Raw genomic sequence first — 14,862 nt, forward strand, 5'->3', positions numbered from 1 at the left:
ACCCGATCATGGCAGCACCAAAGATTATCGTGGTTGGCGGAGGGCTGGCTGGTCTGGCATCTGTCATCAAGATCGCCGAAGCCGGCGGCAATGTGGACCTGTTTTCGATCGTCCCGGTAAAGCGTTCGCACTCAGTCTGCGCGCAGGGCGGTATCAACGCGGCGAAGAATTTGAAGGGCGAAGGCGACACCACCGCGAAGCACTTCGATGACACCATCTATGGCGGCGACTTCCTCGCCAACCAGACTCCCGTGAAGGCCATGTGCGAGGCCGCGCCGGGGATCATCGACCTGCTCGACCGCATGGGTGTGCCGTTCAACCGTACAGCTGAGGGCCTGCTCGACTTCCGGCGCTTTGGCGGAACGCTCTATCACCGCACCGCCTTTGCCGGCGCTACGACCGGGCAGCAGCTTCTCTACGCGCTCGACGAGCAGGTGCGGCGCTATGAATCCGAGGGCAAGGTCACCAAGTATGAAGGCTGGGAGTTTCTTTCAGCGGTTCTCGATTCGAACGGAGTAGCCCGCGGCATCTGTGCGATGGATTTGCGCTCGATGGAAGTAAGGACCTTCGCGGCGGACGCCATCATCATCTGCACCGGCGGCAACGGAGCCATCTTCGGCAAGAGCACGAACTCCGTCGTTTGCACCGGTTCGGCGCAATCCGCGCTCTATCAGCAGGGTGCTTTCTACGCCAACGGCGAGTTCATCCAGGTGCATCCGACTTGCATTCCCGGCGAAGACAAGCTGCGATTGATGTCCGAGTCTGCCCGTGGCGAAGGCGGCCGCGTCTGGGTTCCAAAGACAGCAGGAGACAAGCGCGCCGGTAAGTCGATCCCGGAGAGCGACCGCTGGTACTTCCTGGAGGACTGGTATCCGAAGTACGGCAATCTCGTTCCGCGCGACGTAGCGACGCGCGCAATCCACAAGGTGGTTTACGAACTTGGCCTCGGCATCGACGGCCAACCGATGGTCTATCTTGACCTGACCCACATCGACAAGGCCACGCTGAATCGCAAGCTCGAAGGCATTCTCGAAATCTACGAAAAGTTTGTCGGCGACGATCCACGCGAAGTGCCGATGAAGATCTTCCCCGGCATGCACTACACCATGGGCGGCCTCTGGGTGGACTTCAACCAGATGACCAACATCCCTGGCATCTTTGCGGCGGGCGAGGCCGAGTATCAGTACCACGGCGCGAACCGCCTTGGTGCGAATTCGCTGATGAGCTGCATCTACGGCGGCTTCCAGGCAGGCCCGAACGCTCTGGCCTACGCCAAGAGCCTGACTGCTGCTCCCGGAGACGGCGGCGCGGCTCATGAGCTGGCGCGGCAGACGCAGATCAACAAGCAGTTAATGACTTCGAGCGGCACGGAAAATCCTTTCAAGATCTGGCGCGAGCTGGGCGAGACGATGACGGCCAATGTCACCGTGATCCGCTACAACGACCGCATCAACAAGACCGACGAAAAGATCGTCGACCTGCTCGGTCGTTTCGGCAACATCAACCTGAGCGACAAGAGCCAGTGGGCGAACACCAGCTTTGCGTTCACGCGGCAGCTCTACAACATGCTGCAGATCTCGCGCGTCGTGGCCCAGGGCGCGGCATTGCGCAATGAAAGCCGTGGCGCACACTACAAGCCCGATTACCCCGAGCGCGACGATGTGAACTTCCTCAAGACGACCAAGGCTACCTTCGCCCCGGATGCGGATGAGCCACGGTTTGAATGGGAAGCAGTCGACACGCAGTACATTGCGCCGAGACCGAGGAAGTACTAAGAGAGAAGCAGACATCCTACGGGAATGACCGCAGGAAATTCAGTGCAAGAGCTGCGCAGGCGACCGAATTTTGTTCGTGAAGTAAGCGAGAGAAGACTATGTCAAAGACGATTCAGATCGAAGTTAAGCGCCAGGCCAGCCCGACCGCCGAGGCTTCGTGGGAGAAGTTTGAGCTGCCCTGGAAGCCGGGCATGAATGTCATCTCGGCAATGATGGAAATCGCTGCCAACCCGGTCAATGCCACCGGGCAGGAAACCACGCCGATCGCCTACGACTCGAACTGCCTGGAAGAAATCTGCGGTTCCTGTGCGATGGTGATCAACGGCAAAGCGCGCATGGCCTGCACCGCGCTGATCGACAAGCTCGAGCAGCCGATCAAGATTCAGCCCCTGACCAAGTTCCCCGTTGTGCGCGATCTGGCTGTCGACCGCAGCGTGCTCTTCGAGAATCTCAAGGCCGTCAAGGCCTGGGTTCCGGTCGATGGCACCTACGATCTCGGCGCCGGCCCGCGCATCTTCCCGCAGGAGCAGGAAGCGTCCTATCCGCTGTCGAACTGCATCTCCTGCACCATCTGCATGGAAGTCTGCCCGCAGTTCAACGATGCCACCGGCTTTGTCGGCGCGGCCACCATTGCCCAGGTGAAGCTCTTCAACTCGCATCCCAGCGGCAAGGTGCTCAAGGAAGACCGCCTGCGCGCGCTGGCCGGCGACGGCGGCGTCCAGGAGTGCGGCTTCGCGCAGAACTGCGTGAATGCCTGCCCCAAGCAGCTTCCGCTGACCGAAGCCATCTCCGACGTGACCCGCGACGTAACCCTCCAGGTCGCCAAGGATTTCCTGCGCGGATAGCCAAGAAGAATGCGCTGTCCTGGAAGAGCCGTCCGCTTCTGCGGACGGCTCTTCGCTTTGTGTCCGGGGTTCCGAGGAACCAAGTTGCCGCACCTGCCGTACCTTCTGTGGGAGACCATGCAACACAAGCACGATTGATCCGTTGTGTTGTAGGAGCGTGGATGCCGCTACACTGGTGAGGCGCATGAAGAAGGTCGGCAAGACGAGGGTAAAGGTTGGCTGGCGGCTGATGCTGCTGGGTTTACTGGCGATGGCAGCGTCTGCTATCGCGCTGGCCCAGACCGTTGTCCAAGCGCCATCGCCCAATAGCCCGGCCTCAGCTCAAGCCGCTCCTGCGTCGCGTGACCAGCTGACGGTGGCGGCAACCATCCATGGAACGCTGAAGCTCGACGGCGGATGGCGCTTCCGCGTCGGCGATGATCCGGCGTGGGCTGACCCGGCCTTTGACGACTCGAAGTGGGACAAGGTCAATGTGACCGAGCCGCTGCTGGAGCAGGGTATCGAGAGCTACTCCGGCTACGGCTGGTACCGGTTGCGGCTTCATCCGGTTCCCGCTCCCGAATCGGGGGAGTTGGCTCTCTCTTTGCTGGTGGTGCCGAATTCGGTAGGGCAGGTTCAAGTCTTCGCCAATGGCGTTGAGCTGTCCCGCAGCAAGGGCATGACCGACATCGGGATGAAGCTGCCCACCATGTACCAGTCCACGCCGATGATCATGCCGCTGGGCAAGGTGGCTCCGGACGGGACAGTGGTCATTGCTGTTCGCACCTGGGCAGAAGCATCGATCAATCGCGGACTGGTGGATCATGTTGAGCTCGGCGAGCCGGCCAGCATCGACGAGAAGCAGACGCTGGAGAAGGGAAACCAGTGGGATAAGCACGTCATCGCCGGCCTCGTCGTGAGTTTCCTGTTTCTCTCCGTGGCTGTGCTGGGAGCGACACTCTATTTGGCACAGCGCAACCACTCGGAATATCTGTGGCTTTCGCTGCTATGCGTGTCAGTTTCGTTGACGGGATTGATCGAAGCCGGCTACAGCATGGCCCTGCTTTCGCTCAAGGTGTCGTCATTCCTGGAGTTATGGTCCGGACGCATCTTCATGGCGGTCACGCTGGAGTTTGTGCGGCGCTTCACCGCCAGCCCCAACCGAAAGCTTATTCAGGGCACGCAGATCGCAGTCCTGCTGCTGCCGTTTCTCTCTTTCCTGAAGCCCCAGGTCATTTACTCGTACTGCTCGGTGGCTGCGCAGATCGTGTTCTGCACGCTCGTTGTGGTCATGCTCTTCCGCTCCTGGCGCAAGGGCCGCCTCGAGGCCGGAGTAATGCTGCTGCCATTCTTCCTCGCAGCTACGGCAGATTCGCTGGACACTGTGCTCGACTTTGCAGCAGCGCAGCACTGGCTGTCGGAGAAGTTTGCCTCGCACCGCTATCACATTGGTCCGGTGGAGTTCAGCACCAGTGTCGTGACTTATATGGTCTTCCTGGTCAGCCTGATTGCCGTGATCCTTTATCGCTTTGTCCACGTCAGCCAGGAAGAGCAGCGGTCGGCTGCCGAGATCGACGCGGCACGCGGCGTACAGGCGCTGCTGATCCCCACGCAGTTGCCCTCAAATCGAAACTTCGTGCTCGAGAGCGCATACCTCCCTGCCAAGGGGGTTGGCGGAGACTTCTTCCAGGTCCTTCCGCTCAAAGACGACTCCATGCTGATCGTGGTCGGCGATGTAAGCGGAAAGGGGCTCCAGGCGGCGATGAACGCAAGCACGCTGGTCGGCGCGCTTCGCAATGAACTTTCGCATGATCCGGCAACAGTGCTGGCGCATTTGAATTCAGTCATGTTGGGGACAACCTCAGGAGCTGTCGCCGGCTTCGCCACCTGCCTCTGTGCGCGAATCTATCCCAATGGAGATATGACCATCGCGAACGCCGGGCACCTCAGCCCGTATCGCGATGGCCGCGAGATGGAGCTTGCCGCATGCCTGCCGCTGGGGATCATTCCCGATGTCGAGTATGAACAGACCACGTTCAAGCTGAAGCATGGCGATCGGCTTACGTTTATCTCCGACGGCGTGGTTGAGGCCGCCGATGCAAAAGGCGAGCTGTTCGGCTTTGAGCGTACACAACAGGTAAGTCATGAGCCGGCGCGGTATATTGCGCAGACTGCTCAGCACTTCGGCCAGACAGACGATATCACGGTGGTGAGTCTGTACTTCGTTCCTGCCAAGGCCTAGATAGAACGGTCAGCCGTCGCGACTCGTCCTGCTACAATCCGACCATCGGTTCTGCCGCGTTCAACCCTATGAAAAAAGCCATTCTCTTCGCTTCCGCCGCCGTGCTTTTCCCTATGATGACCTTTGCCCAGACTGCACCCACGCCCGAAAAGAAACCCGCCGCAAGACTGACCCCCGAACAGGTGCACAGCCGCGCACTCGTGATCGATACCCACGAGGACACGCCACAGCGCTTTCTCGACGACCACTTCGATCTGTCTGACCCGCTGAATGGCGGCAACCTGAACCTGGATGCGATCCACAGGGGCAACCTCGGCGCGTCATTCATGTCGATCTGGGTGGAACCGGATCTGTACAAAGGCCACTATGCCCGGCGCACGCTGGAGCTGATTGACGCTTCGCGCATGCAGGCCGCCAAACATCCGGATCAAATTACATTCGCCTTCACGGCTGCGGACATTCAGGCTGCGCATCGCGAACACAAGTACGCCATGCTGATGGGCATCGAAGGCGGCCATTCGATCGAGGATTCGTTGGGACTGTTGCGCAGCTACTACGAGCTGGGCGTGCGCTACATGACGCTTACCTGGTCGAACTCAAACGGTTGGGCCGACTCATCCGGTGACGACAAAGACACGAGCGTGCCCCACACCAAGGATGGCCTGAGCGACTTTGGTAAAGACGTTGTCTACGAGATGAACCGACTGGGGATGATCGTCGACATCTCGCACGTCAGCGACAAGACCTTCTACCGGACGCTCAACATCAGCCGCGCTCCCGTCATCGCCTCGCACTCGGCGGCGCGCGCTCTCTGCGACGCACCCCGCAACATGACCGACGACATGCTCCGGGCCGCGGCAACCTACGGTGGCCCCGGCAGCAAGGGCGGCGTGATCATGGTGAACTTCTACTCGGGATTTATCTCGCAGGCCTACCGCGATGCCCAGATCGCGCAGAAGCCTGAGGTTGACAAGGCCACTGCCGAGTTGAAGGCTAAGTTCAAGTCCCAGGGCAAGGAGATCACGTACTCCGACCTCGAAAAGCTGCAGCGCGAACTGGCCGACCGCATTCCTCGTCCTCCGCTGAGCGCGTTGATCGACCACATCGACCACATCGCCAAAGTGGCCGGAGTGGACCACGTCGGCCTTGGATCGGATTTTGACGGCGTCAGCGGTCAGCTTCCGGAAGGGATCGATTCCGCAGCCGACCTGCCGAAGATCACCGCGGCTCTGATGGCGCGCGGATATTCCGCTGCCGACTGCGACAAGATCCTCGGCGGAAACTTCCTCCGCGTGTTCAAAGAAGTGGAAGCCGTAGCCAAGCAGCTTCAGGCTGAGTCAAGGCCGCGCATCACCGAAAAGCAGCCCTTCGACAAGCCTCAGAAATAGCTTGGCCTCGCGTAATGAACTTTGGCGAACCTAAAACTGCGTCCATCTACCTACGAGACCTGGACGTGGAAATGACTCCAGATCGCATCGGCTGTCTTGCGTGGGACGACTGCCGCAAGCGATTCCGCCGTGGCTTGCTGCACTTCGCGCAGGCTACCAAAATGCGTCAGCAGACGCTGCCGCGTCCCTTGGCCCACGCCCGGAATTTCCAGCAGTTCGGAGTCGCGATCGCGCATCTCGCGGCGCTTGCGATGGTAGCCAATGGCGAAGCGATGGCTCTCGTCACGAATGCGCTGCACCAGGTGTAGCACCGGTGAGCGGCGGTCAAGCACCACCGGCTCATCCTCGTTGCCATAGACGTAAATCACCTCTTCGCGCTTGGCGATGGATGCAAGCGGCTGGCTGGTGAAGCCGAGCTCCTCCAAAGCCTGAAAAGCCGAGTGCAACTGGCCCAGCCCACCGTCAATCAGGATCAGCGAAGGCATCGTTCCGTTCTCATCCCGCACACGCTTGTAACGGCGCTGCACGATCTCCCGCATCGACGCAAAATCGTCTACCCCGGTCACCGTCTTCACCTGGAACTTGCGGTAGGCCGACTTCTTCATCTCACCGTCTTCCCACACGACCATCGAAGCAACGGTCTCGGCACCCTGGATGTGCGAAATATCAAAGCACTCGATGCGCTTTGGTAATTCTGGCAGCATGAGAGCATCGGCCAGAGCCTCCTGCGTCGCCTTGCGCGAAGGCTCAAGCACGCGGAAGCGTTGCGTATAGGATTGCTTCGCATTCTGCCCCGCAAGGTCAATCAGCGAACGCTTGTCACCGCGCTGCGGAGCCGCCAGTTCCACGCGGTGTCCACTGCGTTCCGCCAGCAGGGAAGCAAGCGCTTCGCGGTCCTCAAAGTCCACCGGCACGAGAATCGACCGCGGAACATACTGCTGATCGATGTAGAGCTGCTTCAGCAGCGCCGAGAAAAACTGGCCAGGGCTGAAGGTGGCTGGTTCGGCCGGGGTTTCAGTGGAAGAGGCAGCCACCAGCGCAGCTTCCAGATCCTCTTCCGATTCCGCCTGAGCCTCAAGATTCGGCGTGGCCTCAAGGAAGTCCGGCAGTTCCTCCCAGAAAAATTCCCGCCGGTCAACGATCTTGCCCGACCGGATATGAAAAAGATTCGCGGCAATGCACCCCGCCTCGTAGTGGTATCCAAACACATCGGCATCGTCCGAGTCCGCCGTGGCAATGCGCTGCTTTTCTTCCAGTTGGTGAACGGTGCCGATCAGGTCGCGGTAACGCGCAGCCAGCTCGAACTGCTCATTCTCGGCCGCCGCCATCATGCGCGCTTCGAGAGAACGCTCCAGCTCAGCATGGCGCCCTTCCAGAAAAAGCTGAGTATCCTTGACGGCCCCGGCATAGAGTTCCGGCGTGGTCAGCTCCTTCACGCACGGCCCAAGACAGCGATGAATGTAGTACTGCAGGCACGCCCGGGGATGGTACTTCGACAGATCCACTTTGCAGCTCGGGATAAGAAAACTGCGGTGAATCAACTCGACGACTCGATACGCAAGATTGCCGGGAAAGTACGGGCCGTAATAGGCCGACCCATCCTTGCGCAAACGGCGTGTCACGAAGACCTTGGGAAAGCGGTCGCCCAGCGTCAGCTTCACATACGGATAGGTCTTGTCGTCCCGCAGCAGGATGTTGAATCGCGGCTTGCGCTGCTTGATCAGATTGTTCTCAAGCGCCAGCGCCTCCATCTCGTTCGCTACCAGAATGTAGTCGAGATCGACAGCCTCGCGCATGAGCGTGCCCGTCTTGGCATTGGCCTGACTGGCGGCAAGCAGGTAGCTGCGTACGCGAGAGCGCAGGTTGCGCGCCTTGCCCACGTAGATGACCTGCCCCTCAGCATTCTTGTAGAGGTACACGCCGGGTTGGGTCGGCAGCGTCCGGATTTTCTCGTAAAAGTCCATCAAGTATTGGTTGAAGCACGGCCATGCCGCAGATGAGTCTCTAGGATAGATGCTCTGGCGCAGTGTTTGTTGCGTACTCCTGAGACCAGCCTTGATGAAACAGTTTTGCGCGTAAGGCTTACTCAGTTCTGTAAAAATTACATAGCTACCAGCCTTCTCGGCTTGACATGCCTCACGTTAAGTCTTTTGATATCAACAGAAAATTCCAGTTACCGTTTTGGCCCCACACTTGCCATAGTCAAGACGAAACTGATTCCACGACTCTGCCGGAATCCATTATGCAGAGCCCCCACCGGGGATAAGGAAGGTCCAATGACTTTGCAACGCATGAATATTCTGAATGCTTCCGTTCTGGCGATCGCTATCGCCGGGCTCTCGGGCTGCGCCACCAAGAACTATGTCAGCAAGCAGACCGCTCCCCTGATAGACCAGACCAACGAACTGAACGACAAAACGGCAGCCAACAATCGCGCCATTAAGGACACCGATGATCGCGCCCAGGCCGGCATCACCAAGGCGCAGGGTGCAGCCGACGCCGCCACGCAATCCGCCATGACTGCACAGAAATCTGCCGGCGACGCGACCACCGCGGCCAACGATGCCGTACATCGCGCCGACTCGCTCGCCAGCGTAGTTGCCGGACTGGACAACTATCAGCCCATCGGCAATGCCTCCGTGACCTTCGGCTTCGACAAATCGAACCTGACCAAGGAAGACAAGGAACAGCTCGATGCCTTCGCTGCAACTCTGGCAAACGCGAAAAGCTTCATCGTAGAGGTGACTGGCGGAACCGATTCGACCGGCAACGCAGACTACAACTACGCCCTTAGCCAGCGTCGCGCCGATGCGGTGGTTCAGTACCTCGCCTCGAAGTACTCGATCCCTGCGCACCGTTTTTACCTGATTGGTATTGGCAAGGACAAGGAAGTGGCTGACAACAAGACCCGCGAAGGCCGTGCCAAGAATCGCCGCGTAGATATCCGCCTCCTGTCGAACATCGGTAAGACCGACGGCGCTCCCGTACCCACCTCAGGCGGTCGCTAGCTTGAGCAGTCAAAGCACGGCAACACGGCAACACTGGGTACTTTCAGAGAATGGGCCGGTTGGAAAGCCGGCCTTCTCTTTCTCCTGCCGCTACTTTTTACACGCGGCAATGCCGAGTCGCTATGGCTGACCAGTTCAGCCATGATCAAGAGCTCCGGTACGAATTCCGGTTATACGGGACCTATGGGACGGCTCTGAAAAGTAAGGAGTCGCGTCGAGACAAGCTCCACATCAACTGAATCCGGTAACAATTCGCAGATTTTCTGCTTCAGGCCAATCCCCCGGTTGGCCTTTCTTATCGCTACGACTTGGTATGTTCAGCGCGAACGTCATTCGCCGTGAACAGCGCCAGGAACGGTGCACCATTGGCCGCGGCTTCGACTGCTGGCCGCCCTCCGGCCTCCTGCCGTTCCACCAGGCAGACCACGGCAGCAATCACCATTCCCGCCTCGCGAGCCGCCTGCAGCGCGTTGATCGTCGAAGCGCCGGTCGTGCAGACATCATCCACAATCACCACGCGCGCGCGCTCCTTGCAGAAGCCTTCTATACGGCGCCCGGTGCCGTGCGCCTTCTCTGCCTTGCGCACCAGAAAGCCATGCAACAGCGGATATTCAGGATCGAGCTGCGCATTCCAGGCGCTCGCCGTCGCCACATTCGAAACGATCGGATCGGCGCCCATCGTGAGCCCTCCGACGGCGTCCGCCTCAATGCCATGTTCATCGAGCAGCTCCAGGACGGCATGGCCGGTCAGGCGTCCGCCCTCGGCATGCAGTGTCGTGGTGCGGCAGTCAATGTAATAGTCGCTGGTGCCACCTGAAGACAGAGTGAAGTGGCCAAGGCGGAAGCTGATTTTCGAGAGAAGTGAGAGCAATTGTTGCTTGTAGGTAGGCGTGTTGGCTGCGGTAGTCATCGGCTCAAGTTTACAAGAAGGGGCGAACCGGATGCCGCAGCGACAAAAAGGGCCGGTGCAGATCGCTCTCCGCCGGCCCGATTCTATGTATGTTCTGCGTTTGTACCTAGTTGGTGGCAGGCGTCAAATTCATCGGTTCCGTGAGGGAGAACAGCAGGATCGACCCGGGCTCAAGCGTAGCCTGAGGATGATTGACCAGCACGTGGGTCGTCACGATGCCAGCTCCGACCAGACTGCCCGTGAGAGCGCCAACCGGACCGCCAAGGACAGCACCCGTGACAGCGCCGGTCCCAACGACCGCTCCGTATTCAATGCCGACTTTCTTGGCCCGCGATCCGGGATTGATGCTCCCTTCCGCACCAACACGCGCCTTAGTGCCTGTCGCACCGGTCGTTTCCGCATGGAGCTGATAGCGCGATCCGTCAGGCAGGACCACCACATCCGGCCGCAAGTGCATGCTGCCGTGGCCTCCGAAGTGGCCGGCCGAAACCGCAGTGACGCGGCCCTCAATACTCGATCCGCGGGGAATCAGCACGCGGCCATCCTGCAGCACGTCATAGGCAACTTCGCCGCGGAACGGCTCACCTTTTTCGCTGTCGGTCGAAGAGAGACGGTCCAGCAGCTTAACCCGAATCGTCGCGCCTTCCAGCAACTCGCCTGGCCGCGCCGGCCGCACATGCACAATATCTCCATCCGGATCGTCGACAGGTGCACGTTTCGTGAGAGCGACACTGTTGTCGCGAGGCGGTGCAATATTCGCGATGATGGTGTCGTCGGATCCCGTGGGTGCGGATACCGGGCCATACGAAGTAGGCTGCGGAGCCACGACAACCTGTACCGGCGCTACCACTGCGGCCGAAGGCTTGGGAATTGGCGGCGGCGGCGGAGCATCCGGCGAAGCTTCAATGATGTCAGCGGGAGGCTTTGATGTACCTTCGTACTGGCTGGCCTGCTGCGCCCTCGCTGCAGTTGCCAGGCTAAGCGAGGCAGACGCCGCGATGAGGATTGCAAGAGTCTTGGAATTCATAAGAGTTTCTCCTTCATGCCACTGGGCCGGCGAACATCGTTCCCGCACTGGCTGCTCGTTTAAGTCGTTCAAAACAGGCGCGAAAATGGCGCAAAATCACTTTGCAGGGCTCTGACCACTTCTTTAGACCCCTGAAGTACTGCAATGTTGCGTAAAGAAGCTCTGATCCAAGGGGTTGAGCGGAATCTCTACTACTCTCACATTAGCGTTTTTGGACGTTAGATCTGCTCAATTGATAGGGCTTAAGTGCTGCCTGGGTATCGCGCCCGGCACGAATCAGACTCGTTACTCCAGCATCGAAAAACCGCGCGTCAATCTTCGCGGGCAGCCGGTTTGTTAGACTACCCAAGGTATTTCTATTCAACTTTTGCAAGGGGGAGCGCGCTCGATGGCCGAAATGCTGACCAGCATCCTGAGCACCGGCGGCAAAGCTGTCGCGGTAGATCGCCGCCCCAAACTGAACGATCGGCTGCAACACAGAATTATGAGGACAAAGATGAGTGAAATTGTATCGATTCGCGCACGCGAAATTCTTGATTCCCGCGGCAACCCCACTGTAGAAGCAGACGTGATCCTCGAAAGCGGCGCCATGGGCCGCGCTGCGGTGCCTTCAGGCGCCTCCACCGGCGAACATGAGGCCGTGGAACTTCGCGATGGCGACAAGAGCCACTACATGGGCAAGGGCGTGCTGCAGGCCGTTGAAAACATCGAGTCCGTCATCGCTCCCGAACTTGAGGGCTTCGACTCCATCAACCAGCGCCTCATCGACATGACGATGATTCAGCTGGACGGCACCGAGAACAAGTCCAAGCTGGGAGCCAACGCGATTCTGGCGGTTTCCATGGCTGTGGCCCGCGCCGCTGCAACGACCCTCGAAATTCCGCTCTACCGCTACCTCGGCGGAGCCAACGCGTCCATCCTGCCGACCCCGATGATGAACATCCTCAACGGCGGCGCGCACGCCGATAGCAACGTGGACTTCCAGGAGTTCATGGTTATGCCGGTCGGCGCCGAGCGCTTCTCGGACGCGCTGCGCTGGGGCACCGAAGTCTTTCACACCCTGAAGGGCGTGCTGAAGAAGAAGGGCTACAACACCGCCGTTGGCGACGAAGGTGGCTTTGCTCCTTCGCTCAGCTCGAACTCGGAAGCTATCGACCTCATTCTCGAAGCGATCCAGCTCGCAGGCTACAAGCCGGGCGAAGATATCTGTATTGCGCTCGACCCTGCGGCCAGCGAGTTCTACGACAAGGAAAAGCAGAAGTACGTCTTCAAGAAGAGCGACAAGCGCGAGCTGTCCAGCGAAGAGATGGCCAGCTTCTGGGATGACTGGTCGCGGCAGTATCCGATCATCTCCATCGAAGACGGTCTTGCCGAAGACGATTGGGAAGGCTGGCGCATCCTTACCGAGAAGGCAGGCAGCCGCATTCAACTCGTCGGTGACGATCTTTTCGTCACCAACGTGAAGCGCATTCAGCAGGGCATCGAAGAGGGAATTGCCAATTCGATTCTGATCAAGGTCAACCAGATTGGTACCGTCACCGAGACCTTCGAAGCGATTGAACTGGGCCGCCGTTACGGCTACACCAGCATCATTTCGCATCGCTCGGGCGAGACCGAAGATACCTTCATCGCCGACCTCGCAGTAGCGACAGGTGCAGGCCAGATCAAGACCGGTTCCGCTTCGCGCACCGACCGTATCGCCAAGTACAACCAGTTGCTGCGCATCGAAGAAGAACTCGGCCAGGGCGCCAACTTCCTCGGCATCGAAAGCATCAACTACAACGAATAGCATTGCATGCAGCAGCCGCGGCCTTTGGCCGCCCACGGTCTTCTGTGGCGCCCCCGTTGGTCGCGGCTGGCATTGCTTCTATTCGACACGGCTATCGATCCTGGTAAGTCCGCCAGTGAACATAGTTTAAGTTTTGTCATCCTGAGCTTGGCGAAGGATCTGCTGTTACCGACGCAAACTTCGCCATCGGCTCCAAACTAAGTCGAGGTTATTTGTGTCTATCTGCAGACGCCCATTAGTTCTGACCATCCTGGATGGATGGGGTTACTCTCCTCAGGTTGCGAACAACGCTATCGCACTGGCCCGCAAGCCCACCTACGACAAGCTGCTCGCCGAGTATCCAAACACGCTGATTCGCGCGTCGGAGCATTTCGTCGGATTACCCGATGGGCAGATGGGCAACAGCGAGGTAGGCCACCTGAATATCGGTGCGGGCCGCATCGTGCAGATGGACATCACGCGCATCGATGCGCTGATCGCCAAGGATGAGTTCGCTACGTTCCCGGCAATTGCGACAGCCATGCAGCGCGCCCGCGAAGGCGGACGCCAGCTTCACCTGATTGGGCTGCTCTCGGACGGTGGAGTACATGCGCACCAGGAGCACCTGTATGCGCTTCTGCGCGCGGCGAAGCTGCACGGAGTGACCCGCGTCTTCGTCCACGCGTTTCTTGATGGCCGCGACACGTTGCCGACTTCAGGCGCCGGCTATGTGGAGAAGTTACTCGGAAAGATGGCGGAGTATGGCGTGGGTAAGTTGTCCTCAGTAAGTGGCCGCTACTATGCCATGGATCGCGACCGTAAGTGGGACCGTGAGCGCAAGGCTTTCGAAGCCATGGTGATCGGCAAAGCAGAAGGTGGCCAACATAGTGATCCCGTAGCAATCATCAAGGATCGCTACAACAACGGCATCACCGACGAGTTCACCATTCCCTTCGTAGTCACGGACGCAGCGGGTAAGCCGAACGGGGTCATTCGCGACGAAGATGTAGTCATCAACTTCAACTATCGCGCCGACCGCGCACGTCAAATCACCCGCGTCCTCACACGCGAAAGCGGCCTCAATCAATCCGGTGGCCGCAACCTCGACGCATGGGAATCGCTCGACGAAATCATCCCCCGCAGCGAGTTACCGAAGAAGCTCTACTACCTCTGCATGACCCAGTACGACAAGAACTACAGCCTGCCGCTGGTCATCCTGCCCGAGTCAATGGACAACCTGCTGGCCAACGTTCTAGGCAATGCGCAACTGAGAAATCTGCGCGTGGCCGAAACAGAAAAGTATGCGCATGTAACTTACTTCTTCAACGGCGGCATTGAAACTCCATTCCCCGGCGAAGATAGAACACTGATCCAGTCGAAGAAAGTCGCCACTTACGACCTAGCTCCGGAGATGTCCGCGGAAGGTATCGGTGACACCATCGTCAGCGCCATCCACGACACAGCCTTTGACCTCATCATCGCCAACTTCGCCAACGCCGACATGGTCGGTCACTCCGGTCAGCTGGAACCGACGATCAAAGCCGTTGAGACTGTCGATGCGCAACTCACCCGTATTTATAAAGCTTTGCGCGAGAAGAACGGAAGCTGGCTCATCACCGCCGACCACGGCAACGCCGAGCAGATGGTCGACCCCCTTACAGGTGGCCCGCACACGGCGCACACCACCAACCCCGTGCCGATGATCTATGTCGGCGAGAATGCGAACCGGTATACGCTGCGCGCTGACGGCAGCCTGCGAGACATCAGCCCGACCCTGATCAATCTGCTGAGCCTGCATCTGCCCCACGAGATGACCGGCGGCGACCTGCGGGTTCTGAAGCCGGAATAGACAGGTTGCCGGCACTCATTCGAGAACAAGAAAAAGGCCTCCGCGGCGATCAACCGCGGAGGCCTTCGTCT

10 protein-coding genes are annotated in these 14,862 nt (G+C 59.2%); 7 read left to right on the forward strand and 3 right to left on the reverse strand.

What is annotated here, in order from left to right; genetic code table 11:
* Positions 1 to 5: 5 nt before the first annotated feature.
* The 4 genes from sdhA to AC5S27_RS09865 all read left to right on the forward strand — a co-directional run bounded on the left by sdhA (position 6) and on the right by AC5S27_RS09865 (position 6,229).
* The gene (gene sdhA / locus AC5S27_RS09850; RefSeq protein WP_493937296.1) at positions 6 to 1,775 is read left to right on the forward strand and encodes a succinate dehydrogenase flavoprotein subunit; all 1,770 of its coding nucleotides are present in this window, start codon (positions 6 to 8) and stop codon (positions 1,773 to 1,775) included.
* A gap of 98 nt (positions 1,776 to 1,873) precedes the next feature.
* Complete coding sequence (sdhB, locus tag AC5S27_RS09855) at positions 1,874 to 2,620, forward strand: succinate dehydrogenase iron-sulfur subunit (RefSeq protein ID WP_493934396.1); 747 nt, start codon at positions 1,874 to 1,876, stop codon at positions 2,618 to 2,620.
* Positions 2,621 to 2,804: 184 nt separating this feature from the next.
* A complete protein-coding gene (locus AC5S27_RS09860; protein ID WP_493934397.1) occupies positions 2,805 to 4,841 on the forward strand; it encodes a SpoIIE family protein phosphatase in 2,037 nt (678 codons plus the stop codon).
* A 68-nt stretch (positions 4,842 to 4,909) separates the two neighbouring features.
* On the forward strand, positions 4,910 to 6,229 hold the full coding sequence (locus AC5S27_RS09865; protein WP_493934398.1) for a dipeptidase: 1,320 nt from the start codon (positions 4,910 to 4,912) through the stop codon (positions 6,227 to 6,229).
* A gap of 50 nt (positions 6,230 to 6,279) precedes the next feature.
* On the opposite strand, the gene uvrC is transcribed toward AC5S27_RS09865, so the two are convergent.
* The gene (gene uvrC / locus AC5S27_RS09870) at positions 6,280 to 8,193 is read right to left on the reverse strand and encodes an excinuclease ABC subunit UvrC (RefSeq protein ID WP_493934399.1); all 1,914 of its coding nucleotides are present in this window, start codon (positions 8,191 to 8,193) and stop codon (positions 6,280 to 6,282) included.
* Between the two features lie 312 nt (positions 8,194 to 8,505).
* On the opposite strand from uvrC, the gene AC5S27_RS09875 reads away from it, so the two are divergent.
* On the forward strand, positions 8,506 to 9,237 hold the full coding sequence (locus AC5S27_RS09875) for an OmpA family protein (protein ID WP_493934400.1): 732 nt from the start codon (positions 8,506 to 8,508) through the stop codon (positions 9,235 to 9,237).
* 301 nt (positions 9,238 to 9,538) lie between these two features.
* Here AC5S27_RS09875 and pyrE read toward each other — a convergent pair whose 3' ends face one another.
* A complete protein-coding gene (pyrE, locus tag AC5S27_RS09880; protein ID WP_493934401.1) occupies positions 9,539 to 10,147 on the reverse strand; it encodes an orotate phosphoribosyltransferase in 609 nt (202 codons plus the stop codon).
* 106 nt (positions 10,148 to 10,253) lie between these two features.
* Positions 10,254 to 11,174: a TraB/TrbI/VirB10 family type IV secretion system protein gene (locus tag AC5S27_RS09885; protein ID WP_493934402.1), complete on the reverse strand. Its 921-nt coding sequence runs from the start codon at positions 11,172 to 11,174 to the stop codon at positions 10,254 to 10,256.
* Positions 11,175 to 11,670: 496 nt separating this feature from the next.
* Between AC5S27_RS09885 and eno the strand changes: the two genes are divergently transcribed.
* Positions 11,671 to 12,963 carry a phosphopyruvate hydratase gene (gene eno / locus AC5S27_RS09890; protein WP_493934403.1) on the forward strand — a complete coding sequence of 431 codons (1,293 nt, stop codon included), beginning with the start codon at positions 11,671 to 11,673 and terminating at the stop codon, positions 12,961 to 12,963.
* Positions 12,964 to 13,177: 214 nt separating this feature from the next.
* Entirely contained in the window at positions 13,178 to 14,791 is a 1,614-nt protein-coding gene (gene gpmI / locus AC5S27_RS09895; RefSeq protein WP_493934404.1) for a 2,3-bisphosphoglycerate-independent phosphoglycerate mutase, read from the forward strand.
* The last annotated feature ends 71 nt before the right edge of the window (positions 14,792 to 14,862 follow it).

The organism is Acidicapsa borealis (assembly GCF_059115245.1).

What these genes read in the sequence shown, in the direction of transcription:
- sdhB (WP_493934396.1), top strand. Translation starts at nt 1,874, where the DNA reads ATGTCAAAGACGATTCAGATCGAAGTTAAGCGCCAGGCCAGCCCGACC.
- AC5S27_RS09860 (WP_493934397.1), top strand. Translation starts at nt 2,805, where the DNA reads ATGAAGAAGGTCGGCAAGACGAGGGTAAAGGTTGGCTGGCGGCTGATG.
- AC5S27_RS09865 (WP_493934398.1), top strand. Translation starts at nt 4,910, where the DNA reads ATGAAAAAAGCCATTCTCTTCGCTTCCGCCGCCGTGCTTTTCCCTATG.
- uvrC (WP_493934399.1), bottom strand. Translation starts at nt 8,193, where the DNA reads ATGGACTTTTACGAGAAAATCCGGACGCTGCCGACCCAACCCGGCGTG.
- AC5S27_RS09875 (WP_493934400.1), top strand. Translation starts at nt 8,506, where the DNA reads ATGACTTTGCAACGCATGAATATTCTGAATGCTTCCGTTCTGGCGATC.
- pyrE (WP_493934401.1), bottom strand. Translation starts at nt 10,147, where the DNA reads ATGACTACCGCAGCCAACACGCCTACCTACAAGCAACAATTGCTCTCA.
- AC5S27_RS09885 (WP_493934402.1), bottom strand. Translation starts at nt 11,174, where the DNA reads ATGAATTCCAAGACTCTTGCAATCCTCATCGCGGCGTCTGCCTCGCTT.
- eno (WP_493934403.1), top strand. Translation starts at nt 11,671, where the DNA reads ATGAGTGAAATTGTATCGATTCGCGCACGCGAAATTCTTGATTCCCGC.